We start from the raw sequence: 23,937 nt of genomic DNA, 5'->3' as shown, positions 1-23,937 counted from the left end.
GGTGCTCCTTTCGCCTTTCGGCGTTTCATAAAGGGAAGACTAGTTCGCGCTTTATCCCGGTACACCGCCCCGCGGTGAATGCTGCCTAACTGTTATCGGACGGTGACCAGGAACGCGGACGCTGCCACCGGATCAGACTGTGGCGGGCTTCGTCGACATCGTGTCGGCGTCGAAGACGACACGCTGACGCGTGCGCTCGATGTCGGGATCGGGCACCGGGATCGCTGAGAGCAGCGCCTTGGTGTAGGGGTGCTGCGGATCGTCGAAGACCTGATCGACGTCGCCGTGCTCCACGAACTCACCGAGATACATCACGGCCACGCGGTCCGCGATGTGACGCACCACCGAGAGGTCGTGCGCGACGAAGAGGTAGGAGAGGCCGAGCTTGGTCTTGAGCTCGTCGAGCAGGTTGATCACGCCGGCCTGGATCGACACGTCGAGCGCGGAGACCGGCTCGTCGAGCACGACGATCTTCGGATTCGTCGACAGCGCGCGGGCGATGCCGATGCGCTGCCGCTGTCCACCCGAGAACGCCTGCGGGAACCGGTCGCTGTGGGCGGGATTGAGCCCGACGAGGTCCATGAGCTCGTCCACGCGCCGGTGCGCCTCCTCCTTGGGAGTGCCGATCGCGAACAGCGGCTCCGAGATGATGTCGGCGACCGTCATACGCGGGTCCAGGGCGCCCATCGGGTCCTGGAACACGATCTGGATATCGCGACGGAGCGCGCGCTCGACCTTGCGGCTGTGGATGTCGTTGACGCTCGTGCCGGCGATGACGATGTCGCCCTCGGTCTGCTTGACCATGTCCATGATCTGCAGCAGCGTCGTCGTCTTGCCGGAGCCCGACTCGCCGACGATGGCCATCGTCTCGCCCTCGCGCACGTCGAAGCTGATGCCCTTGATCGCCTGGACCTCGCCGACCTTGCGCTTCAGGAACGCGCCCTTGATCAGGGGGAAGGTCTTGCGCAGGTTCTTGACCTCGAGCGTGATCGGCCGCTCCTCGCGGGGCATCCGGGTCAGGTCGCTCTCCGGCACCGGGCGGACCGGGTACACGGGCAGGCCGCCGAGGAGGCCGCCGTCCTCGATCTCGTGCGCGCGGATGCAGGCTGCCTGATGCAGGTCGCCCGAGCCCGTCGGCACGGGGAGCAGCTCGGGCTCCTTGGTGCGGCAGGCGTCCATGACGATCGGACACCGATCGGCGAAGGGGCAGGCATCCGGCAGGTTGATGAGCAGCGGCGGGTTGCCCTTGATCGGGGTGAGCGGTTCCTTCTCCGCCTTGTCCACGCGCGGGATGGCGCCGAGCAGACCGATCGAGTACGGCATGCGGGTCTTGTGGAACAGCTCGCGCACCGGGGCGTGCTCGACGGGCTTGCCGGCATACATGACGAGCACGTCGTCGGCGGTGCGCGCGACCACGCCCATGTCGTGCGTGATCATGATCACGGCGGCGCCGGTCTCGTCCTGCGCCTTCTCGATGAGGTCCAGGATCTGGGCCTGGATCGTCACGTCGAGTGCGGTGGTGGGCTCGTCGCAGATGATGAGCTTGGGATCGTTGGCCATCGCGATCGCGATGACGACGCGCTGGCGCATACCGCCGGAGAACTCGTGCGGGAAGGACTTCATCCGGCGCTCGGGCTCCGTGATGCCGACGAGCTTGAGCAGCTCGACGGACCGGTCCCAGGCGTCCTTCTTGGACAGTCCCCGATGGACCGTGAGGGCCTCGATGAGCTGGTCGCCGACGGTGTAGACCGGTGTGAGCGAGGTCAGCGGGTCCTGGAAGACCATCGACATGCCGTTGCCGCGGATGACCGACAACTGCTTGTCGTTCATGCCGACGAGTTCCTTCCCGTCATACATGATCGAGCCGGTGACCTTGGCGTTCTCGTCGAGGAGGCCCATGATGGCGAGCGACGTCACGGACTTGCCGGAGCCGGACTCGCCGACGATGCCGAGGGTCTTCCCGGCTTCGAGGTCGAAGGAGACACCGCGGACGGCGTCGACGCGGCCGGCCTCGGAGGCGAAGCTGACCTTGAGGTCACGGACGGAGAGGACGTTGGTCATGCGCGGCCTCCTGCAGCCGAAGTGGGGTCGAGGGCGTCGCGCAGGCCGTCGGCGATCAGCGCCATCGACACGGTGAGCAGGGTCAGCGCCGCCGCCGGGAAGTAGAAGAGCCAGGGCGACGTGGTGAGCGAGCTCGAACCGGCGCCGATGAGGGCACCGAGCGACACGTCGGGGATCTTGACGCCGAACCCGAGGAAGGACAGGCCGGTCTCCGTCACGACGGCGTTGACGACGCCGAGGGTGAAGTTGATGACGAGGAGCGAGCCGATGTTGGGCAGCAGGTGGCGGAGCACGATGCGCATGCCGCCGACGCCCATGTAGCGGGCGGCACTGACGTACTCGCGCTCCCGCAGCGACAGGGCCATCGTCCAGATGACACGGGCAGGGAAGTACCACCCGATCACGAAGATCATGATGAGCGCGATGACGCGCCAGTCGCCGCCGGCCTTGTTGGAGATCATCGCGAGGATGAGGAAGCTCGGGATCACCATCATGAAGTGGATCACGAGGAGGGAGATCCGCTCGGTCCAGCCGCCGAAGTAGGCCGCCGCCGTCCCGACGAGGGCCGACACGATCGTGACGCCGACGGAGACGGTGATGGCGATCATGAGCGACCGCTGCAGACCGACGGCGACCTGGGCGAAGAGGTCGTTGCCGGCGTTGTTCGTGCCGAACCAGTGTTCCGCCGACGGGGGAGAACTGAGGTTCAGGAAGTCGAGTTCGATGTGGTCGTACCGGGCGATGAGCGGCCCGAAGATGGCGAAGAGGACCAGGAGCACGAAGATCACGAGGCCGATGAGGGCCCCGCGGTTGCGGGAGAAGCGCCGCCAGTACAGCGTCCACTTCGACAACCGCTTGGTCGCGACGCGCGTCGTCTCGGGACCGGCCGTTTCCGGCTCGGGATGGATGGTCGGGTCGAGCATGTCGGTGCTCATGTCAGCTCACTCTCACGCGCGGGTCGAGGACGACGACGGCGATGTCGGCGAGGATGGCGCCGATCGCCGTGAGGACCGCACCGAAGGCGGCGATCGCGACGGTTCCGTGGATGTCGTTCTTGGTGATGGTCTCGATGAAGTACCGGCCCATGCCGTTCCACGCGAAGATCGTCTCGGTCAGCACCGCTCCGGTGAAGATCGCGGGGATCGTGAAGGCGACCTGCGTGGCGACGGGGATGAGCGACGTCCGAAGTGCGTGCTTCCGGATGGCCTGCTGCTTGGTCAGGCCCTTCGCGCGGGCCGTGCGGACGTAGTCGGCGTTGATGTTGTCCAGGAGGAGCGATCGCTGCAGGAAGTGGATGCTGGCGTAGCCGGTGAGCACCAGCGCGATCGTCGGCAGCGTCAGGTGTTGCAACACGTCTATGAGCGTGGGGAAGAAACCCTCGACGCCTTGGCTCGCGTTGCCGGTCACGTAGAAGATGCGGGTGCCGGTGGCGTTGTTCAGGCCGATCGCGAGGAGGACGATCGCGAAGGCCGCGACGACGATCGGGATGTTGAGCGTGATGATGCTCGTGGCCTGGCCGATGCGGTCGGCGAGCTTGTACTGCCGAGACGCGGTGTAGACGCCGAGCGCGATGCCGAGGACCGTCGTGAGGATCGTCGCCCCGAGGACGAGCTCTGCGCTGACCCACATGCGGTAGGCGACCTGCTCGTTGACGGAACCGCCGGTCGGGCTCACGCCCCAGTCCCAGCGGAGGAGGATGCCGGTGAACCAGGTCCACCACCGCTCGATGAGCGGGACGGTGTCGCTCAGGTTGCGGGGAGCGAGGGTGTTCACGATCTGCTCTTCGGTGAGCGGAGGGCGACGACCCACATAGTTGCTGCGCGGATCGAGGAAGCCCCACGCGAGGAAGTAGGTGAGGTTCGTCGCGACCACGATCATGAGCAGCCAGCCGAGGGCACGGCGCGCGAGGTACTTGATCAAGGGGGATTTGTCTTTCTCTTCTCCAGACGCGCTCGGGGTCTGCCGACGCAACGCTGAGCCGGGCGGATGATCGGGTGTCATCCGCCGTTCCGCGCGACGCGACAGCCCTCACGGAGTCTGTGACGGAGTCGTATCGCTTACGGGATCCGGTGTCACGGATTGATCCCGGGCAACTTCGGGAGACTATCACCGATACGCCCGAATGGGGATTATGAGAGCCCTCACCGTACAATCGACGGGACATGTCCCCACGCGCTCTCACCCCTCTTCAGCCTGCCGCGACGCCGGCTGCGCAGATCCGCAATTTCTGCATCATCGCCCACATCGACCACGGCAAGTCGACCCTGGCCGACCGCATGCTCCAGATCACTGGCGTGGTCGCGGAGCGGGACATGCGTGCCCAGTACCTCGACCGCATGGACATCGAGCGTGAGCGCGGCATCACGATCAAGAGCCAGGCGGTGCGGATGCCCTGGGCGCTCGCCCAGGCGCAGGGGGCCGACGAGGTCTTCGCGCTCAACATGATCGACACACCGGGTCACGTGGACTTCACGTATGAGGTGTCGCGGTCGCTGGCGGCATGCGAGGGAGCCATCCTCCTCGTCGACGCGGCGCAGGGCATCGAGGCCCAGACGCTCGCCAACCTCTACCTCGCGCTGGAGAACGACCTCCACATCATCCCCGTCCTCAACAAGATCGACCTCCCGGCCGCCGATCCCGAGAAGTACGCGAAGGAGCTCGCCTCGCTCATCGGCGGCAAGCCCGAGGATGTGCTGCGGGTCTCCGGGAAGACCGGTATGGGCGTGGAGGAGCTGCTCGATCGGATCGTCGAGGAGATCCCGGCGCCCGTGGGCGACGCGGAGGCCCCGGCCCGCGCGATGATCTTCGACTCCGTCTACGACGCCTACCGCGGCGTCGTCACCTACGTGCGGATGGTCGACGGCAGCCTCTCGCCCCGCGAGCGGATCCAGATGATGTCCACGGGCGCGAACCACGAGGCCCTCGAGGTCGGCGTGTCGAGCCCGGAGCCCACTCCCACCAAGGGTCTCGGCGTCGGCGAGGTGGGCTACCTCATCACCGGCGTGAAGGACGTGCGTCAGTCGAAGGTCGGCGACACGATCACGAACGCCCGCAAGCCCGCGGCGGAAGCTCTTCCCGGCTACACGGACCCCAAGCCGATGGTCTTCTCGGGTATCTACCCGATCGACGGCAGCGACTACGCGGAACTGCGCGAGGCGCTCGACAAGCTGAAGCTCTCCGACGCCTCGCTGCAGTACGAGCCGGAGACCTCTGTGGCTCTCGGGTTCGGATTCCGCTGCGGCTTCCTCGGCCTGCTGCACCTGGAGATCGTGACCGAGCGCCTCGCGCGGGAGTTCGGCCTCGACCTCATCACCACCGCGCCGAGCGTGATCTACGAGGTGCTCACGAGCGACACCGGCGAGACCGTCACCGTCACGAACCCGAGCGAGTACCCCGATGGGCGCATCGGCTCGGTGTCGGAGCCCATGGTCAAGGCAGCCATCCTGTTGCCCAAGGACTACGTCGGCACCGTCATGGAGCTGTGCCAGTCGCGACGTGGCACGTTGCTCGGCATGGAGTACTTCTCCGAGGAGCGCGTCGAGCTGCGCTACAACATGCCGCTCGGCGAGATCGTGTTCGACTTCTTCGACCAGCTCAAGTCCAAGACGCAGGGCTACGCCTCCCTGGATTACGAGCCCTCGGGGCAGCAGGAGGCCGACCTCGTCAAGGTCGACATCCTGCTCCAGGGCGAGAAGGTCGACGCGTTCAGCTCGATCGTGCACCGTGACAAGGCGTACGCCTACGGCACGATGATGGCGGAGCGGCTGCGCAAGCTCATCCCTCGCCAGCAGTTCGAGGTGCCGATCCAGGCCGCGATCGGTGCCCGCATCATCGCTCGCGAGACGATCCGCGCGATCCGCAAGGACGTGCTCGCGAAGTGCTACGGCGGTGACATCACCCGTAAGCGCAAACTCCTCGAGAAGCAGAAGGAGGGGAAGAAGCGCATGAAGATGGTGGGCCGCGTCGAGGTCCCCCAGGAGGCGTTCATCGCCGCTCTCTCCGGCGACGTCGAGACCAAGGACAATAAGTAGCCTCGGTTCTTCCGGGCCGCCCGCGCTGGGTCGCTGAGCTCGTCGAAGCGCGCGGTTCTCAGGGGCGGTCCACGCTGGGTCGCTGAGCTTGTCGAAGCGCACTGTACGAGGTCGACAACGACGGAAGGTTCTCCCACCGGCCCTCGATCAGCGCCATCTTCTTCCGACGGCTCCACCCCTGGATCTGCTTCTCCCGGAAGAAGGCAGCGTCGACGGTGTCGAAGTGCTCCGCGTACACAAGTGAGACCGGTCTCCGGCGCCGCGTATGACTGGCGGAGAAGGCGTCGTCGTGGTTGTGCTCCCAGACGCGGGCTTCGAGGTCACCGTTCGTGATGCCCGTGTAGAAACTGCCGTCTGCGCATTCGAGGATGTAGGTCCATGGCATCGGGCCATCATGGTGGAGGTGCGTGCGGCTTGGCCGGGGCGTGCGGAGATCCCTTCGACAAGCTCAGGGACCCAGCGGTGTGGAGGAGCCCTTCGACAGGCTCAGGGACCCACCCTTCGACACGCTCAGGGATCCAGCCCATCGACAGGCTCAGGGACCCAGCATCATCCGGGGGATGTGACGGCGTGCGGCGCGGGGGGTGTTCGCTCAGGGAACCCGAAGTAGGCTGGAACTCATGCGGCGCGGGACTTTCCGAGACGACACGGTGGACTATGCGGCCGTGGGTGCGACCCACGCCCCCGATCTGATGCAGTACCCGCCGGAGCGCAGTATCCCGGCGGAGGAATCCTGGCGCATCGGCAGCGGTGAGGAGCGTTTCCAGACGGCCGGGGAAGCCCTGCTCTCGTGGACCGCGCAGCGCGCCGCCGGGCTCTCCGTGGAAGACGTCCGTCCTGCTCCCGGTCCGGCGTACGCGGGCGTGAGCTTCGACGCCGAAGGGAACCCGATCGCGCCGAGCAAGCGCGACGTGGAGCCGCGGTACGACGCGGAGGGGATGCCCTTCGTGGGCGCGGGAATGACGCTGCACCTGCGCGGCCGTGTCGGTGGCATGCGCGCCGATTCGGAACTGCGGGTGATCTCCGTCACCGAGGAGACCCGCCGGATCGGCTTCGTGCTGGGCACGGTGGGCGGATCCGTGGTCCGCGGCGAGGAGTCGTTCGATGTGGACTGGCGTGAGGACAACGACGAGGTGTGGTTCACCGTCCGCGCCTTCGACGCCCCGAACACGCTGCTCTACCGCCTCGTCCCCGCCCTCATGAAGCGCCGCCGTCGCGAGCTCTTCGCGCGCTACCTCCGCGCGATCTCCCCGCTCTACGCGACCCCGGTGTGATGGCGGGACCGCTTCCGCTCGGGGATCCGGCGCCGCCGGACGGGCGACTCCCCGCCGACCTCCCGATCTCCGCGGAGACGCCGTTCTCCGCCTACCTCCACATCCCGTTCTGCCGGGTGCGCTGCGGCTACTGCGACTTCAACACGTACACGTCCGGCGAGCTCCGCGGGGCGAAGCAGGAGGACTACGCGTCCACCCTCATCGGCGAGATCGCCCTCGCCCGCACCGTGCTGGAGGACGCCGGAGCGCTGCGGCCGATGGACACGGTGTTCTTCGGTGGCGGCACACCCACGCTGCTGCCGGCAGGCGATCTGGCGCGGATGCTGGGAGCGGCCACCGCGGCGTTCGGGCTCGCTCCGGGTGCCGAGGTGACGGTCGAGGCCAATCCCGACACGGTGACGCCGGAGGTCGCGCGCATCCTCGCAGAGGCGGGGGTCACGAGACTCTCCGTCGGCATGCAGTCGGCCGTCCCGCACGTGCTCGCCGCGCTCGATCGGACGCATCGGCCCGAGAACGTGCGCACCGCGGTCGCCGCCGCGAAGGACGCGGGCCTCGCCGTCAGCGTCGACCTCATCTACGGCGCGCCGGGGGAATCGCTCGCGGATTGGGAAGCATCCCTGGACGCCGCGCTCGCCCTGGAGTCCGACCACATCTCCGCGTACGCGCTCATCATCGAAGACGGCACGAAGCTCGCGCGGCAGATCCGTCGTGGCGAGGTGCCGACACCGGACGACGACCTGCAGGCGGACATGTACGAGATGGCGGACGAGCGCCTCGCCGCCGCCGGGTTCGAGTGGTACGAGGTCAGCAACTGGGCCCGCAGCGAAGGGCAGCGGTCGCGGCACAACCTCGCATACTGGCGGGGGAGCGACTGGTGGGGCTTCGGCCCCGGGGCGCACAGCCACGTGGCCGGGCTCCGGTGGTGGAACGTCAAGCACCCGGCGGCCTACGCACAGCGGCTGGCCGCCTCATCCTCGCCGGCGGCAGGTCGCGAACGTCCCGACCAGGAGGCGCAGACGCTCGAGCGCATCCTCCTCCTCAGCCGCATCCGCGAAGGGATCGCGGTGACGGACGTCCCGGAGCGGAACAGGGACCGCGTCGCCGGGCTCATCGCCGACGGCCTGATCGATGCGCCGGCGGCGATCCGGGGTCGCGTGCAGCTCACGCTGCGCGGACGTCTCCTCGCCGACGCGGTGGTGCGTGAGCTGACGGACTGAGCGACGCCGCCCGGGCCGTCCCGCCTTCGGAGAACTCCCGATCGCAGGAGGTAGGATTGGCACTCAGGGCGGCAGAGTGCCAGCATCCGGTCGGCGGGAAGGGGAACCCATGGTCACAGAGCGAGGGCTGCAGGTTCTCCGCGCGATCGTGCAGGACTACGTCGAGACGCACGAGCCCGTGGGCAGCCGTTCCATCGTCGACCGCCATTCCTTCGGCGTCTCGGCCGCGACGATCCGCAACGACATGGCGCAGCTGGAGGACGAAGAGCTGATCACGGCTCCGCACACGTCGTCCGGGCGCGTCCCCACGGACAAGGGCTACCGGGTGTTCGTGAATCACCTCGCCCAGCTCCGACCGCTCTCCACCGCGCAGCGCTCGGCCATCGAGTCGTTCCTCGCCGATCCGGCCGACCTCGACGATCTGATGGTCCGTACTGTCCGCGTGCTCACGCAACTCACCGGACAGGTCGCGCTGGCCCAGTACCCGTCGTTCGCCCGGGCCCACGTGACGCACGTCGAACTCGTGACGCTCGCTCCCAACCGGCTCCTCACGGTCCTGGTCACGGATGCCGGCGGGGTATCACAGCGGATCACCGCGCTGCCGGACACGATCGACGAAGCGGACCTCGCGGTGCTGCGCGCTCGACTGTCCGCCCTCGTCACCGGGCAGGCGATCGCGGCGGCTTCCGACCGCCTGCAGGCACTCCTCGCCACGGAGGAGACCCCCCAGGACCGCGTTCTCCGCGCCGTCGCCGGAGTCGTGATCGACGAGCTCGGCGGCTTCCGGCAGGAGCGGCTCGTGATGGCGGGCGCGGCGACCCTGGCGCGACGGGAACAGGACTTCCGCGGCAGCATCCACCCCCTCCTCGAGGCTATCGAGGAGCAGGTCACGCTGCTGCGGCTGATGAGCGAGATGGTGCCGGACGAGCACGGCCTCGCGGCGAGCATCGGCACCGAGAACGCCTCCTTCGGGCTCGGCGAGGCGTCGATCGTGGCCAGCAACTACGCGGCACCCTCAGGGACCGCGCGGGTCGGTGTCATGGGACCGACCCGGATGGACTATCCGAGCAACCTCGCAGCGGCACGGGCGGTCGCCCGCTACCTGTCGCGGATGCTCGACGATGACGAGGCCGGCCGCTGAGGCGGCCCCACGGAAAACACGCGCAGAAAGGCGATTGTGGCGGACCACTACGAGGTTCTCGGGGTGTCCCGGGACGCTTCCACCGACGAGATCAAGAAGGCGTATCGGCGCCTGGCACGGCAGCTCCACCCGGACGTGAACCCGGGCGAGGAGGCCGCAGAGAAGTTCAAGCTGGTCACGCACGCCTACGACGTGCTCAGCGACGAGGAGTCGCGCCGCCGCTACGACATGGGCGGCGGTGACGGCGCGAACAACTTCGGCGGCTTCGGCGGCTTCGGCGACATCTTCGAGACGTTCTTCGGCGCGTCCCAGGGCGGCGGGCGCGGTGCTCGTCCCCGGTCACGACGGGAGCGCGGGCAGGATGCCCTGGTCCGGGTCACCCTCGACCTGGGGGACGTGGTCTTCGGTGCGCACCGCGACATCGAGGTGGACACGGCTGTGCTCTGCGAGACCTGTCAGGGCTCGTGCTGCCAGGAGGGCACGTCGCCCGTCACCTGCGACATCTGCGGTGGCACCGGCCACGTGCAGCGTCAGGTGCGCAGCCTGCTCGGCAACGTCGTCACCTCTCAGCCCTGCGGCACCTGCGAGGGCTACGGCACGACCATCCCGTACCCCTGTGGCACCTGCGGCGGTCAGGGACGCGTCCGGTCGCGCCGCACGGTGTCCCTCGACATCCCGGCGGGCGTCGAGACCGGCCTGCGGCTGCAGCTCCCGGGTTCCGGCGAGGTCGGTCGCGCCGGTGGCCCGAACGGCGACCTGTACGTCGAGGTGACGGTCAACCCGCACCCCGCGTTCAGTCGGGACGGCGACGACCTGCTCGCCACGCTCGAGGTGTCCATGACCGACGCCATCCTGGGCACCGAGACCTCGATCGAGGGGCTCGACGGTGAGGTCGACCTGGAGATCCGCGCGGGCGTGCAGTCCGGCGACGTGCTGACCATCAAGGGACGGGGCATCACGCCGCTGCGCGGCACCCAGCGTGGCGATCTCCGCGTCGGTGTGCAGGTGGTCACCCCCACCAAGCTCGATTCCGCGCAGCGCAAGCTCATCGAGGACTTCGCGAAGAAGAACAAGGCGCCGGGCCCGCAGCTCGCGCAGTTCCAGCAGGGCCTGTTCTCCAAGCTGCGCGACCGGTTCCGTACCCACTGATCGTGGCGCTGCACTTCCTCGTCGAGTCCGCGGGTGACGCCGCGGTGGGCGGTCTCGTGTCGCTGACGGGCGCCGAGGCCAAGCATGCGGCCGTCGTCCGGCGTCTCCGCGTCGGCGAGGCGGTCACCGTCGGCGACGGCCGAGGCGTCTGGCTGGCGGGGGTCGCCGAGGAGGTGTCGCCGTCGCGCGTCGATGTGCGGATCGCCGAGCGCGTCGAGCACGAGCCGGCCAACCCGCGTCTCGTGCTCGTCCAGGCGCTCGCAAAGGGCGACCGCGATGAGCTCGCGGTGCAGGCGGCATGCGAGCTGGGGGTCGACGAGATCGTGCCCTGGCAGGCAGGCCGGAGCGTGTCGCGCTGGGAGGGTCCGAAGGCGGCGAAGGGACGCGAGCGCTGGGCGACGATCGTCCGCGAGGCGGCCAAGCAGGCGCACCGGACCTGGGTGCCCGAGGTGGCCGCCCCCGAGTCGACCGCACAGCTCGCGGCGCGCGCGGCGACGCAGCGGGTGCTGCTGCTCGACCCGACCGCTCCGGCCCGGCTCTCCACGCTCGTTCCCGACGACCGTGACCTCGTGCTCGTGGTGGGTCCGGAGGGCGGGATCGCTCCGGAGGAGCTCGAGAAGATCACGGCGGCCGGCGCTGAGCGCGTCCTGCTCGGCGACACCGTGTTGCGCACCTCCACTGCGGGACCTGCCGCCATCGCCGTGCTCTCGGTGGCCCTCGGCCGCTGGTGACCGGTCGCGGCCCGCGTCCCCCCAGTAAGCTGAGAGCATGAGCGAACCCTCGATCTTCACGCGCATCCTCACCGGGGACATCCCAGGGGAGATCCTGCTCGACACCGGTCGCGTCTTCGCGATCCGCGACATCGATCCACAGGCGCCGCTCCATGTACTCGTCATCCCGAAGACCGAGGAGTACCGCGACGTGACCGCACTCGCAGCCGGGGATCCCGAGCTGCTGGCGGAGATGGTCGCCGCCGCCAAGCGCATCGCCGAGGAGCACGCCAACGGCGAGTACCGCCTCATCTTCAACAACGGCGCGAGTGTCGCGCAGTCCGTCTTCCACGTGCACGCCCATGTGCTCGGCAACCTCGAGGAGAACAAGCTCGTTGGCTTCTGACGATCAGGAAACCGTCACCGAAAGGCTCTACGCCGACGGTGTCGCGATGGTGCAGCTGCTCGGTCCCCAGGACCGGCTGCTGCGGATGCTGGAGCGGGAGCACCGCGACGTGCAGGTGCTCGTCCGCGGCAACGAGATCACGCTCACGGGTGAGCGCGAGGCCGTCGCCAAGGCCAAGAACCTCGTCGACGAGCTGCTCGCGATGACCAAGGCCGGCCACGACCTCGCCCCGAGCGACGTGTCCAGCTCTGCGCGCATGCTCCGCCAGGAGGGTGGCCCGCGTCCCAGCGAGGTGCTGGGCGAGGCGATCCTGTCCACGCGCGGCAAGGTCATCCGGCCGAAGACGCTCGGCCAGAAGGAGTACGTCGACGCGATCGAGGAGAACACGATCGTGTTCGGCATCGGTCCGGCGGGAACGGGCAAGACCTACCTGGCGATGGCGAAGGCCGTCCAGGCGCTGCAGCGCAAGGAGGTCACGCGCATCATCCTCACGCGTCCGGCGGTCGAGGCGGGGGAGCGCCTCGGGTTCCTCCCCGGCACGCTCACCGACAAGATCGATCCGTACCTGCGGCCGCTCTACGACGCGCTCAACGAGATGATGGACCCGGAGATCGTGCCGCGCCTGATGGCGACCGGGACCATCGAGGTCGCGCCGCTGGCGTACATGCGGGGGCGCACGCTCAACGACTCCTTCGTCGTGCTGGACGAGGCGCAGAACACCACGCCCGAGCAGATGAAGATGTTCCTCACCCGTCTCGGGTTCGGGACGAAGATGGTCGTCACCGGCGACATCACCCAGGTCGACCTCCCGCAGGGAGCCTCCGGTCTCCGCCTGGTCACCCGCGTGCTCGACGGCATCGACGACATCCACTTCTCCCGCCTGACCAGCGACGACGTGGTGCGGCACTCGCTGGTCGGTCGCATCGTCGACGCGTACAGCGAGTACGACGAGCGCCGCGTGGCGCAGCGCACCGAGCGCGAACAGGCGCACGAGTTCGCCAACCGTGCCGAGCGACGCGGTGCCCAGCGACCAGGACCACGCGATCGCATGCCGAAACGAGGGCTCTCATGATCGAGATCAACAACGAGTCGGCGATCGATGTCGACGAGACCGTGCTGCAGCGGCTGACCGACTTCAACCTCGCGCAGCTCCACGTCAGCGCGGACGCCGAGGTCGCCATCGTGCTCGTCGACGAGGGGGCGATGGAAGCGCTGCACGTGCAGTGGATGGACGAACCGGGCCCGACCGACGTCCTCAGCTTCCCGATGGACGAGCTCCGTCCCGGTACCGAGGACCGGCCGACGCCCCCCGGGCTGCTCGGCGACATCGTCCTCTGCCCGCAGGTCGCGGAGACGCAGGCGCAGGCCGCCGGCCACACGCTGATGGACGAGCTCATCCTGCTCACCACGCACGGACTGCTGCACCTTCTCGGCTTCGATCACGCGGAGCCGGATGAGGAGCGGGAGATGTTCGGTCTGCAGAAGCAGCTCATCCAGGGCTTCGCCGCGTCCGAGCGTCGCCGGCGATGACGGAGCTGCTGCTGCTCGTCGCCGCCGTGCTGCTGGTGGCGTTCGGCGGCCTCATGGCCGCGATCGACGCGGCATACGGCGTGACCTCCCGTGCCGGCCTGGCCGACATGGCGACCGAGGGCCGCCGTGCGAAGGCGCTGGAGCGGATCGCCGGCGACCTCGACGCGCACGTCAACGCGGTCGCCTTCATCCGCGTCCTCGCGGAGGTGACGGCTGCCGTGCTCGTCACCGTGGCGTTCACGATCGTCTTCGAGAACATCTGGTGGGCGATGCTCGCCGCCGCCATCCTGATGACCGGCATCACCTTCGTCCTCGTCGGGGCGAGTCCGCGGACCTTCGGGCATCAGCACGCCGAGAGCATGATCCGGGGGAGTGCGAACGTCGTCCGGGGATTGCGCATCATTCTCGGGCCGATCGCCCAGGGCCTCGTCGTCTTGGGCAACCGCGTCACCCCGGGGACCGGACGCAGCTCGTTCTCGAGCGAGGACCAGCTGCTGAGCATGGTCGACGAGGCCGCCTCGAACGACCTCATCGAGGAGGACGACCGCGACCTCATCCACTCGGTGTTCGACTTCACCGACCAGTTCGTCCGCGCGGTGATGGTGCCGCGGACCGAGATGGTCACCGTGGGCGCGGAGGCGACGACCGACGAGGCCATGTCGCTCTTCCTGCACCGCGGCGTGTCCCGGATGCCGGTCGTCGACGATGAGGCCGACGATGTCGTCGGGGTGCTCTACCTCAAGGACCTCGTGCAGTTCGCCTACCGCGACGACAGCGCCTGGCGCGCCGCCTCGATCCGTCCGATCGCTCGGCCTGCCACGTTCGTTCCCGAGTCGATGCGTGCGGAGACGCTGCTGCAGCAGATGAAGCGCGACGCGGTGCACGTGTGTCTCGTAATCGACGAGCACGGCGGCATCTCCGGCCTGGTGACGCTGGAGGACCTCATCGAGGAGCTCGTGGGGGAGATCTCGGACGAGTACGATCAGGTATCCGCCGAGTTCGTCGACCTGGGCGACGGCCGCTATCGCGTGAGCTCCCGGCTCTCGCTGGAGGACGTGGGCGATCTGTTCGGCCTGGAGCTCGAGGACGAGGACGTCGACTCCATCGGCGGTCTGCTCGGCAAGACGCTCGGCCAGGTGCCGCAGCCCGGTGCGACGGCCACCGTCCACGGCCTCGTGCTCACCGGCGGGGCTTCCCGCGGGCGGGGCCGAGGGATCGCGACGGTGTTCGTGGAGCGGGCAGCAGAGCCCGAAGATGTGCAGGATGAAGGAGAACGGCGCGATGACTGAAGACACCCGGAGCGGGTTCGTGACCTTCGTCGGACGGCCGAACGTGGGCAAGTCGACGCTCACCAACGCCCTCGTCGGCGAGAAGATCGCCATCACGAGCGAGAAGCCGCAGACCACGCGTCGAGCGATCCGCGGCATCCTCAACCGCCCGGACGGACAGCTCGTCATCGTCGACACCCCCGGCATCCACAAGCCGCGCACGCTCCTGGGCGAGCGGCTGAACGACCTCGTCGAGCAGGTGCTGGGCGACGTCGATGTGATCGGCTTCTGCGTGCCCGCGACCGAGAAGGTCGGCCCCGGCGATCGCCGCATCGCCGCTTCGCTGGACGGCTACCCGCGCGCGCAGAAGATCGCCATCGTCACGAAGACCGACGCGGCCGGGCGCGATGAGATCACCGAGCGGCTGATGGAGGTGGACTCCCTCCGCGAGGACTGGGCCGCCGTGATCCCGCTGTCGGCGCTGACGCGCGATCAGCTCGAGGTGCTGGCGGACGAGATCCTGCAGCTCATGCCCGAGGGGCCCGCGCTCTACCCCGAGGGGGTCACCACGGACGAGTCGACGGAGGATCGCATCGCCGAGATCATCCGCGAGGTCGCCCTCGACGGCGTGCGCGATGAGCTCCCGCATTCGATCGCCGTCGTGGTCGACGACATCGCCCCGCGCGAGGACAGCGACCTCACCGACGTGCACGCCTCCATCGTGGTCGAGCGGGACAGCCAGAAGGCCATCATCATCGGCCACAAGGGCAAGCGCCTCCGCGACGTGGGTGCCCGCTCCCGCGCGGGGATCGAGGAGCTGCTCGGGACCCGCGTGTTCCTCGGGCTCCACGTCAAGGTCGCGAAGGAGTGGCAGCGCGATCCCAAGCAGCTCGGCCGGCTCGGGTTCTGACATGCAGGCCCGCAGGACGTCGGAGGCGGCGGGCAGACCGCCGACCCCACCGACATGATCGGCCGCGGCGAAGACCCGAGCTCGCTGCGGGACCAGATCTTCACACGAGTGTTCGACGAGCACTGGGCGACGGTGCGCCACCATATCGAGGGCGTCGTCCCCGACGACGACGAGGTGAGCGAGATCGTGTCGGAGGTCTTCCTCGCGGCGTGGTCGCGACTCCGACCGACGCGGCCCCCGGGGAGGGTCTGGCTGCTCCGGGAGACCGACCGTCGGTTGCGCGCGCGGTCCCGGCGCTCATCCACCGCCCACGGGGCGATCGACGCCGTGCACTCAGGGCTCTCCGGCGGCCCCGAGACCCTCGGCGGATTCGGACGCCGCGAAGTGCTCAGGGCTTTGGGTGTCCTCACTCCGCTGCAACGGCGTATCATCATGCTCACGTACTGGGATGGACTCGCGGTGGGGGAGATCGCGGAGCTGCTGCGCACTTCTGAGTCCCGGGTACGGAAGACGTTGGCTCGTGCCGAGGATCGGCTGCGAGAGACGCTGGGACTGGAGGGGACGGGGAATGCGTGATGAGTGACAATGCTCTGCTCGAGCGCGTGCTCGTCGAGGCCGATCCCGCGCGCACCCCGCGGGACGCCCCTCCGGACGCGCGCGCCATCGCCGCGCGTGATCGCATCATCCGATCTGCTCGTGCGCCGCGACGGCGGCGTGCGAGGACGATCGGCTGGGCAGCGGGCCTCACGGCCGTCGCGGCGTCCGCCGCGGTGGCTTTCGGCGTCCTCCTCCCGCAAGGAGCCGCCGTCGCGGGAGCGCCGTCTCCGCTCGTGTTCGAGGCGGCCGGCTCGCTGAGCGATACGGTGGCCGCGGCGGAGGCGGACCTCGAGATCTTCAGTCCACCGGCGGAACCCGAGCGCTCGACGCGCACGGCGTTCTGGTCGTACAACGTCGAGGTCGACACCGAACGGGCCGAGGTCGTTCCGCAGTTCGCGACCTTCACCTGGGAGGAAGACCTCTCGGGAGAGGCCGTCGCCATCAACGGTGAGCCGTATGCGCCGACGGATGCGGTGGCGAACGGACAGGCCGAGGTGAAGAGCACGGGCGAGGTGGCATCCCGCGTCGTCCTCGCTCCGGGCGAGTTCGTCACTCCTGTCGTCGACGTCCCGGGCGATTCCGCCGCGGACGTGCGGGCGCTGCTGGTCGCCTTCGACATGCCCGAGCAGCCGACCGCGTTCGAGGCGGTCACGGCGATCACCTCCGTCTTCGGGCAGTGGACGCTGACGAACGCGCAGCACGCCGAGTTGCTGACTCTGATCGAGGAGTCCGGGGGCGCGGAGGCTCTGGGGACGACGACCGATCGTCTCGGCCGCCCGGTCGCCGGGATCCGTGTCATCTCCGCGGACGGCGTCGTCCGTGACGACGTGCTCGTATCGCTCGACACCGGCCGCATCGTGGGTCTCGAACGGACGGTGCTCAAGGACGACGGGGTGTTCCCCGCGGGGGCGATCGTCGACTACCGGATGTGGGACATCGACGAGGAGATGCTGCGATGACACGGCTGCGCATCGCCGTCGTGGTCGGACTGGCGCTGGTGCTGACCGGAGCAGGCGGTCCCGTCGCCGCGGCCACCGCTGAGGAGCCGACGCTCGACCCGTTGATGGTGCGTATCCTCGACGAGGTGCCCGGTGGTGTGGTGATCGACGCCGGCAGCGCCGTCTGGCCGAAGCTCGACATGGAGTACACCTCGAACACCGGGACCGTCCGCACGATGGCGCGTGCAGTCGGGAACTGTGCGACCGGCCGCATCTGCGCATACCGGGAGCTCAATCGCGTCGGCGCCATGCTGAGCTGGGGGAGCTGCACGACCATCGCGATCCCGTCGTCCTTCGCGACGAAGTCGGCGGCGAACGCCCGCACCTCCGGTTACATGCAGGTCCGGAACGGCAGCTCGGTCCTGGCGACGGTCTCCGCCAACGCGTGGAGCAACGTCTCCGGTTCCGCGACCAACATCCGCTGCTTCCTCTGAGCGTGCGTAGCGGCGATGCGGGCGAGAAGGTCGGATCGAGGGATAGGTCGATGAGTCGTGGCCGCGTTGCTGTCGCGTGCTGCATGTAGCCGATGCCGACGGAGGACCGTTCGAGTGAAGCGGGGCTTTCTCCGCGCTGCGGCCACCGGACTGACAGTGCTGGGTGTGGCGGCGTCGGCGGGGTGCGTGCCCACACGCCCCGTCTTCCTGGAGCCGGTGGCACTGACAGTCGTCGATGACCAGTTCGCGTGGGTGCTTTGCCTCGACGAGCCCTGGGAGATCGACTACATCTCCACAGCGCTCCGTGAAGAATGGGGAGTTGAACAGGAGATCGTGCTCTTCTCGGCGACTGCCGATGAGGGAGGAGCGGTGGAAGTCCTGCCCGCTGAACCGATTCTCCCCGACACCTTTCCCGACTTCTCCGTGACCAGCAGCCACGCGTATCCCGTGTCGAGTCTGGAAGGGCCCGTCACCGTGTACGTCATACTCTCCGGGGCCGACCACCGCGCGGAGATGTCGTTCAAGGACGTTGCTGTCGAGGCCCTCGTTGAAGGTTCTTACGTCGACCACTCCGGGGAGGTGACCACTGAGCCCTGCGGCGGAGCAGGTTCTGTGCCGAACGCAACGCGCCGTCATGCTCCCGCGGGCGCATGATGGAAGCGAGGATGAAGGGTGGAATCATGGCGACGCACTGGGTGGCGACGGCGGCGGGGTCTCCCGAGTCGTGGGAGTTCGAGGAGTACGAGCCCGCAGCGCCGGGAAAGGGCGAGGTCACGATCCGCGTCCGGGCCGCCGGTGTGAATCCGGCCGACGCGAAGCATGTCGCGGCCCCCCGACCGGGGCTCGAGTTCCCCGTGCCCGTCGGATACGAGGTCTCGGGTGAGCTCGCGGCGATCGGCCCTGCGACCCGCATCGGTTCCGGTGAGGCCGAGGTCGGCGATGAGGTCGTGGCGTTCCGCGTGCGGGGCGGTTACGCGACCGAGGTTACGGTGCCCGCGGCGAAGGTGTTCGCGAAGCCGTCCACGCTCACCCACCCGGAAGCGGCCAACCTTCTGCTCGTCGGCACGACGGCCGCGGAGATGCTCGCCGTCACCGGGGCGTCGCCGGGGGAGACGGTTTTGCTGCACGGGGCGTCGGGCGCGGTCGGTGTCAGCGTGCTGCAGCAGGCGCGGCTCCGGAACGTCCGGGTCATCGGCACCGCCAGCCCCGAACGCTTCGACGAGGTGCGGCGTTTCGGCGGGGTCCCGGTGGCCTACGGACGGGGCCTCGCTGATCGGGTACGAGCGCTGGCCGACGGACCGATCGCCGCGGCTCTGGATGCGGTGGGCACCGACGAGGCGATCGACGTGTCCCTCGCCCTGGTGTCCGATCGCCGCCGCATCGTCACGATCGCGAACTTCGCGCGGGCATCGGCCGACGGGTTCCTCGCGATCGCGGGGTCGATGCCGGACAGTGCACGATTCCGCGACGAGGTGCGCAGCGAACTCGTCGCCCTGGCGCAGAACGGCGACCTGGTGGTTCCGCTCGCGCGCACGTTCCCGCTCACCGAGGCGCCGGCCGCGCACCGGCTCCTCGCCACAGGGCACCCGGGCGGCAAGCTCGCGCTGGTCACCGACGCCTAGTCGATCTCGCGGAGCGCGGACGTGACGATGACCACGTCCTCGCCGTACTCGGCGTCGACCGCGTCCTGCAGCGTCCCGTCATCCCAGACGACCTGGAGCCACACGTAGCCGCGGTCCGTCGACACGGCGAGCGCGTCCGCGCCGAGGCGTCCGGCGATGTCGTTCTGCACGCGGTCGAGCTCATCCGCCGTGCTCGCGCCGTCCGCGCCGTCGGTCGGATCCTCCGGAGCCATCGGATCGTGGAGCGCGAGGAGGGCGGGCGGTGCGGTCACCGTGAACCGCTCGCCGTCCCAGGTGCCGGTGACCGCGTACGCCCCCCAGCGCGTCTCCCCGGACGCCTCGCTGCCGTCCACACCGTCCCAGCTCCACTCGTCGAGCGCGACTCCGTCGCACTGCGGCGGATACGACTCGCGGATCGCACCGAGACACAGCCGGACCTCCCCGGATTCGTCGAGGACCGTTCCCGTGGCGACCACGGTCCCCTCCGGCGGCGCGGGCTCCGCCTCTTCCAGGCGGGAGTCCGACGGGACCGTCGTGCTGGTCGGCGGCGACGATGCTCCTGGGCTCGCGGCGCAGCCGGCCAGCAGCAACAGCGCCGACACGACGCCGACGGCGAGGAGGGGACGGTCGCGGAAGGTGCTCATACCGACCAGTGTCGCGCGCACTCGCATCGTCTCGGGGCGTCGAAACACCTGCGGCTTCCCTGCTAGCATGACCACATGCCTTTCGGCGGTCTGCTTCTTCTTAGCTGCCGCGACGAGTCCTAAAGCTAGGGCCTTCCTCGTCGCGGCGCTTGTGTTGGCCCGTTCATCTTGACGAAGAGAAGAAGCCCCATCATGCAGAACACTCAGCGCCCGTCCGCGATGCCGATCCACAAGTACCGGCCGTTCCACGAGCAGATCACCGTCCACCTGCCTGATCGCACGTGGCCCGACGCCCGCATCACCGAGGCCCCCCGCTGGTGCGCGGTCGACCTCCGCGACGGCAACCAGGCCCTCATCGACCCGATGTCACCCGAGCGCAAGCGCGTCATGTTCGAGCTGCTCGTGAGCATGGGCTACAAGGAGATCGAGGTCGGCTTCCCGTCGGCGAGCCAGACCGACTTCGACTTCGTGCGCCAGCTCATCGAGGAGAACGTCATCCCGGACGACGTCACGATCCAGGTCCTGACGCAGGCGCGCGAGCACCTGATCGCTCGCACCTACGAGGCGATCGCGGGAGCCAAGCAGGCCATCGTGCACCTCTACAACTCCACGAGCGTGTTGCAGCGCGAGGTGGTCTTCCGCACCGACAAGCAGGGCATCATCGACATCGCGCTCGAGGGCGCTCGGCTGTGCCGCCAGTTCGAGAAGACCATCCCCGACACGCAGGTGTACTACGAGTACTCCCCGGAGAGCTACACCGGCACCGAGCTGGAGTTCGCGGTCGACGTCTGCAACCAGGTCATCGAGATCTTCGAGCCCACGCCGGACCGCAAGGTGATCATCAACCTCCCCGCGACGGTGGAGATGGCGACGCCGAACATCTACGCCGACTCGATCGAGTGGATGAGCCGTCACCTCGCCCACCGCGAGAACGTCATCCTGTCGCTGCACCCGCACAACGACCGCGGCACCGCGATCGCCGCGGCGGAGCTGGGCTACATGGCCGGCGCCGACCGTATCGAGGGCTGCCTGTTCGGCAACGGCGAGCGCACCGGCAACGTCGACCTCGTCGCGCTGGGCATCAACATGTTCACTCAGGGCATCGACCCGCAGATCGACTTCAGCGACATCGATCAGGTCAAGCGGACGGTCGAGTACTGCAACCAGCTGCCGGTGCCGGAGCGCAGCCCGTGGGCCGGCGACCTCGTCTTCACCGCGTTCAGCGGTTCGCACCAGGACGCCATCAAGAAGGGCTTCGAGGCCATGGCCGCCAAGGCCGAGGCGCAGGGCGTGACGGTCGACGAGATCGAGTGGGCCGTGCCGTACCTGCCCGTCGACCCGAAGGACCTCGGCCGCTCGTACGAGGCCGTCATCCGCGTGAACTCCCAGTCGGGCAAGGGCGGGGTCGCGTACCTGCTCAAGTCCGATCACGCGATCGACCTGCCGCGCAAGCTCCAGATCGAGTTCTCCGGGGTCGTGCAGGCCAAGACGGATGCCGAGGGCGGAGAGGTCACCAGCGAGCAGATCTGGTCGATCTTCACGGACGAATACCTGCCCGCCGCCGACACCGAGGCCAAGTGGGGGCGGTTCGAGCTGCTCGCCACGCAGACCAGGAGCGACATGTCCGGTGACGTGGTGCTCGATGTCGTGCTGCGGGACGACGACCAGGAGGTCTCCGTCTCCGGCAACGGCAACGGTCCGGTCGCGGCGTTCGTCGAGGTGCTCCGGGGTCAGGGGTTCGACATCACGGTCTATGACTACGTCGAGCACGCTCTCAGCGCCGGCGGCGACGCGCAGGCCGCGGCCTACGTCGAGCTGCAGGTCGGCGACCAGCGCCTGTGGGGAGTCGGCATCGACGGCGACATCTCGACCGCGTCGCTCAAGGCGATCGTGTCCGGCGTGAACCGCTCGATCCGCAGCCGTCAGCAGGAGCTGGCCGCCGTCTGATCTTCCTTCGAATCGCGCGATTGGTCGTATCCGGCCGCCGGATGGGACCATTCGCGCGATTCGAAGTAGGGGGTCAGTCCATCCACTGCACCAGCTGCCAGATGAGGCCGTTGGGATCGGCGAACTGGCAGTAGCGCTCGCCCCACGGCTCGGTCTCGGGAGCGGTGACCACCCGCGCACCCGCGGCGGCGATGCGGGCGAACTCCCGGTCGATCTCGTCGACGACGAAGACGATCAGGGTGCCTTGACCGGCGGATCCGGCGATCTCCTCCGGACGGAACGTCGTGAGCCCGGTCTCGAGGAAGATGACGTTCGGGACGGGTCCCGGGTGCTGCAACGAGACGAAGCCCTCCGCGGACATCGCCTCCTCGAAGCCGAAATGCGTCATGGCGAAGGCGGCGGAGGCCGCCACGTCGGGGACGTTGAGCGAGAGGGCGGTCTGAGTGATGTTCACGATGCTCCATTCCAAAAGTCTGTACAGCGTACAGGGTTAAGTCTGGAGCGGTCTAGGCTATTCCCGATGACCAGGAATCTCGTCGATCTGCTCTGGCGGCACAGCCCCGCGGCTCCCGTGACTCGGCAGCGCGGTCCGAAGGCGCGCCACTCGACGGATGACGTCGTGGATCGTGCCGTGGCGCTGGCTGACGCAGAGGGCCTCGGCGCGGTGACGATCCGGTCTCTCGCGCAGTGTCTCGAGCTGACTCCGATGTCGATCTACACGCACGTCAACAGCCGCGCCGACCTGCTCGTCCTGATGGCGGATGCGATGCACGCCAGGATGCCCACCGAGCCTGCGCAGGCGTCCGGGTGGCGCGCGGAGGTCCGGGCGGTCGCCGAGGACAACCTGCGCCTCCTCCGGGCTCACCCCTGGCTCATCGACATCCACGACCCGCGGGTCGCGCTCGGCCCTGGAACCATCGCCAAGTACGACCGGGAACTCCACGCCTTCGACGGCCTCGGTTTCACCGCCGTGGATCGTGATGCGGCGCTGAGCTTCGTGCTCGACTTCACTCTCTCCGCGGCAGCACGCATGCGGGAGGAGGAGAGCGCGGATTCGTTCGCGGCCTCGTGGGCAGAGGCCGCACCGCGTCTGGCGGCCTATCTCGGTGACGGGATGCCGCTCGCCCGGTCAGTGGGTCAGGCTGCCGGGGAGTCGATGGGTGCCCCCTACGACGCTCGAGCAGCCTGGGACTTCGGTCTCGCGCGCGTGATCGACGGGCTCGCCGGCACCTGACCCTCCTTCGAATCGCGCGATTGATCGTATCCGGCTGCGGGATGGAGCCAATCGCGCGACTCGAAGTCAGTCCTGGGGCTTCACGATCGCGATGGCGCCGGTCTCCGCGGCGACCTTGCGGCGGTACAGACGGCGCTGCTCCGGAAGCGAGACGTCGAACGTCACGGCGAGGATGCGGATCACAGCCGTCACGACGATGCCGATGACCGCCGCGAGCGGGATCGGCATGCCGACCGCGTTCGCGACGACGATGAACGTGCAGCCGGCCGCGGCGGCCACCGCGTACAGGGAGCCGACGTGCATGATGGCGGTCGGCAGCCCCATGAGCATGTCGCGGAGGACGCTCCCGCCGACCGCGGCGCACACGCCGATGAAGACCGCGGGTACTTCGGGGATGCCGAAGGCGAGGGCCTTGCTCGTTCCGAAGGCGCCGAACATGCCGATCACCACGGCGTCGAGCACGACGATCGCCGTGTTGAGTCGCGTGAAGAGTCCGGCCAGCAGCATGCCGAGCAGCGCGGCACCCGCGGCCGTGACCAGATACCACTGGTTCTGCAGCGTCGCGGGAGTCTGTCCGAGCAGGATGTCGCGGATGAGACCGCCACCCATGCCGATCATGATCCCGATGATCGCGACGCCCAGCCAGTCGAGCCGACGCTGCCCTTGGAACCCGGCGGCGAACATCGCGCCCTGCACTCCGCCGAGGCCGACGCCGAGGAGGTCCGCCCACAGCGGAATGGTGAAGAGCGGTTCGGTCACGCGTC

25 protein-coding genes are annotated in these 23,937 nt (G+C 68.6%); 18 read left to right on the top strand and 7 right to left on the bottom strand.

Features of this window, described 5'->3' with window-relative positions:
• Positions 1-132: 132 nt before the first annotated feature.
• The 3 genes from RI211_RS09870 to RI211_RS09860 are packed head-to-tail and all read right to left on the bottom strand — an operon-like array spanning position 133 to position 3,981.
• Complete coding sequence (locus tag RI211_RS09870; protein WP_315637654.1) at positions 133-2,061, bottom strand: ABC transporter ATP-binding protein; 1,929 nt, start codon at positions 2,059-2,061, stop codon at positions 133-135.
• Positions 2,058-2,996, bottom strand: a complete 939-nt coding sequence (locus RI211_RS09865; protein WP_315637655.1) for an ABC transporter permease — start codon at positions 2,994-2,996, stop codon at positions 2,058-2,060. The genes RI211_RS09870 and RI211_RS09865 overlap by 4 nt, the downstream gene beginning before the upstream one ends.
• Position 2,997: 1 nt before the next feature.
• A complete protein-coding gene (locus tag RI211_RS09860; RefSeq protein ID WP_101845332.1) occupies positions 2,998-3,981 on the bottom strand; it encodes an ABC transporter permease in 984 nt (327 codons plus the stop codon).
• A 242-nt stretch (positions 3,982-4,223) separates the two neighbouring features.
• Between RI211_RS09860 and lepA the strand changes: the two genes are divergently transcribed.
• Positions 4,224-6,092 (top strand): translation elongation factor 4, encoded by a 1,869-nt coding sequence (gene lepA / locus RI211_RS09855; RefSeq protein WP_315637656.1) that lies wholly within the window; start codon positions 4,224-4,226, stop codon positions 6,090-6,092.
• 58 nt (positions 6,093-6,150) lie between these two features.
• Here lepA and RI211_RS09850 read toward each other — a convergent pair whose 3' ends face one another.
• Positions 6,151-6,477, bottom strand: a complete 327-nt coding sequence (locus RI211_RS09850; RefSeq protein WP_315637657.1) for a GIY-YIG nuclease family protein — start codon at positions 6,475-6,477, stop codon at positions 6,151-6,153.
• A gap of 235 nt (positions 6,478-6,712) precedes the next feature.
• Here RI211_RS09850 and RI211_RS09845 point away from each other — a divergent pair, with 235 nt between their 5' ends.
• The 15 genes from RI211_RS09845 to RI211_RS09775 all read left to right on the top strand — a co-directional run bounded on the left by RI211_RS09845 (position 6,713) and on the right by RI211_RS09775 (position 19,348).
• Positions 6,713-7,366, top strand: coding sequence for a DUF1990 domain-containing protein (locus RI211_RS09845; protein WP_187661669.1), 654 nt, complete (start codon positions 6,713-6,715; stop codon positions 7,364-7,366).
• On the top strand, positions 7,366-8,583 hold the full coding sequence (gene hemW, locus RI211_RS09840; protein ID WP_315637658.1) for a radical SAM family heme chaperone HemW: 1,218 nt from the start codon (positions 7,366-7,368) through the stop codon (positions 8,581-8,583). The genes RI211_RS09845 and hemW overlap by 1 nt, the downstream gene beginning before the upstream one ends.
• Positions 8,584-8,692: 109 nt before the next feature.
• Positions 8,693-9,724: a heat-inducible transcriptional repressor HrcA gene (gene hrcA / locus RI211_RS09835; protein WP_315637659.1), complete on the top strand. Its 1,032-nt coding sequence runs from the start codon at positions 8,693-8,695 to the stop codon at positions 9,722-9,724.
• A gap of 36 nt (positions 9,725-9,760) precedes the next feature.
• Positions 9,761-10,873 carry a molecular chaperone DnaJ gene (gene dnaJ, locus RI211_RS09830; protein ID WP_060922189.1) on the top strand — a complete coding sequence of 371 codons (1,113 nt, stop codon included), beginning with the start codon at positions 9,761-9,763 and terminating at the stop codon, positions 10,871-10,873.
• A gap of 2 nt (positions 10,874-10,875) precedes the next feature.
• Positions 10,876-11,604, top strand: coding sequence for a 16S rRNA (uracil(1498)-N(3))-methyltransferase (locus RI211_RS09825; RefSeq protein WP_315637660.1), 729 nt, complete (start codon positions 10,876-10,878; stop codon positions 11,602-11,604).
• Between the two features lie 37 nt (positions 11,605-11,641).
• Complete coding sequence (locus RI211_RS09820) at positions 11,642-11,989, top strand: HIT domain-containing protein (RefSeq protein ID WP_101845350.1); 348 nt, start codon at positions 11,642-11,644, stop codon at positions 11,987-11,989.
• A 46-nt stretch (positions 11,990-12,035) separates the two neighbouring features.
• On the top strand, positions 12,036-13,061 hold the full coding sequence (locus tag RI211_RS09815) for a PhoH family protein (RefSeq protein ID WP_232089241.1): 1,026 nt from the start codon (positions 12,036-12,038) through the stop codon (positions 13,059-13,061).
• On the top strand, positions 13,058-13,519 hold the full coding sequence (ybeY, locus tag RI211_RS09810) for an rRNA maturation RNase YbeY (RefSeq protein ID WP_025103688.1): 462 nt from the start codon (positions 13,058-13,060) through the stop codon (positions 13,517-13,519). The genes RI211_RS09815 and ybeY overlap by 4 nt, the downstream gene beginning before the upstream one ends.
• Complete coding sequence (locus RI211_RS09805; protein ID WP_259952213.1) at positions 13,516-14,808, top strand: hemolysin family protein; 1,293 nt, start codon at positions 13,516-13,518, stop codon at positions 14,806-14,808. The genes ybeY and RI211_RS09805 overlap by 4 nt, the downstream gene beginning before the upstream one ends.
• Complete coding sequence (gene era / locus RI211_RS09800) at positions 14,801-15,697, top strand: GTPase Era (RefSeq protein ID WP_315637661.1); 897 nt, start codon at positions 14,801-14,803, stop codon at positions 15,695-15,697. Before RI211_RS09805 ends, era begins: the two co-directional genes overlap by 8 nt.
• Positions 15,698-15,751: 54 nt before the next feature.
• Positions 15,752-16,273 carry an RNA polymerase sigma factor gene (locus RI211_RS09795; RefSeq protein WP_259952214.1) on the top strand — a complete coding sequence of 174 codons (522 nt, stop codon included), beginning with the start codon at positions 15,752-15,754 and terminating at the stop codon, positions 16,271-16,273.
• On the top strand, positions 16,273-17,253 hold the full coding sequence (locus RI211_RS09790) for a hypothetical protein (protein WP_187661661.1): 981 nt from the start codon (positions 16,273-16,275) through the stop codon (positions 17,251-17,253). Before RI211_RS09795 ends, RI211_RS09790 begins: the two co-directional genes overlap by 1 nt.
• Positions 17,250-17,726 (top strand): hypothetical protein, encoded by a 477-nt coding sequence (locus RI211_RS09785; protein ID WP_187661660.1) that lies wholly within the window; start codon positions 17,250-17,252, stop codon positions 17,724-17,726. Before RI211_RS09790 ends, RI211_RS09785 begins: the two co-directional genes overlap by 4 nt.
• Positions 17,727-17,912: 186 nt before the next feature.
• A complete protein-coding gene (locus tag RI211_RS09780) occupies positions 17,913-18,380 on the top strand; it encodes a hypothetical protein (protein WP_315637662.1) in 468 nt (155 codons plus the stop codon).
• A gap of 26 nt (positions 18,381-18,406) precedes the next feature.
• Positions 18,407-19,348: a quinone oxidoreductase family protein gene (locus tag RI211_RS09775; protein WP_187661658.1), complete on the top strand. Its 942-nt coding sequence runs from the start codon at positions 18,407-18,409 to the stop codon at positions 19,346-19,348.
• Here the strand turns inward: RI211_RS09775 and RI211_RS09770 are convergent.
• Positions 19,345-19,992, bottom strand: a complete 648-nt coding sequence (locus RI211_RS09770; RefSeq protein ID WP_232089032.1) for a hypothetical protein — start codon at positions 19,990-19,992, stop codon at positions 19,345-19,347. The two genes, RI211_RS09775 and RI211_RS09770, sit on opposite strands and share 4 nt — an antisense overlap.
• A gap of 192 nt (positions 19,993-20,184) precedes the next feature.
• On the opposite strand from RI211_RS09770, the gene leuA reads away from it, so the two are divergent.
• Positions 20,185-21,939 carry a 2-isopropylmalate synthase gene (gene leuA / locus RI211_RS09765; protein ID WP_268776204.1) on the top strand — a complete coding sequence of 585 codons (1,755 nt, stop codon included), beginning with the start codon at positions 20,185-20,187 and terminating at the stop codon, positions 21,937-21,939.
• A 73-nt stretch (positions 21,940-22,012) separates the two neighbouring features.
• On the opposite strand, the gene RI211_RS09760 is transcribed toward leuA, so the two are convergent.
• The gene (locus RI211_RS09760; protein ID WP_315637663.1) at positions 22,013-22,393 is read right to left on the bottom strand and encodes a VOC family protein; all 381 of its coding nucleotides are present in this window, start codon (positions 22,391-22,393) and stop codon (positions 22,013-22,015) included.
• A 66-nt stretch (positions 22,394-22,459) separates the two neighbouring features.
• Here RI211_RS09760 and RI211_RS09755 point away from each other — a divergent pair, with 66 nt between their 5' ends.
• Positions 22,460-23,173, top strand: a complete 714-nt coding sequence (locus RI211_RS09755) for a TetR/AcrR family transcriptional regulator (RefSeq protein ID WP_315637664.1) — start codon at positions 22,460-22,462, stop codon at positions 23,171-23,173.
• Between the two features lie 66 nt (positions 23,174-23,239).
• Here RI211_RS09755 and RI211_RS09750 read toward each other — a convergent pair whose 3' ends face one another.
• A complete protein-coding gene (locus RI211_RS09750) occupies positions 23,240-23,932 on the bottom strand; it encodes a trimeric intracellular cation channel family protein (protein ID WP_101845374.1) in 693 nt (230 codons plus the stop codon).
• Positions 23,933-23,937: the final 5 nt, after the last annotated feature.

The organism is Microbacterium meiriae (assembly GCF_032364335.1).
GTDB classification, from domain to species: domain Bacteria; phylum Actinomycetota; class Actinomycetes; order Actinomycetales; family Microbacteriaceae; genus Microbacterium; species Microbacterium meiriae.
The sequence above is the reverse complement of the archived record's forward strand: the minus strand, read 5'-3'. Positions and strand labels throughout refer to the sequence as shown.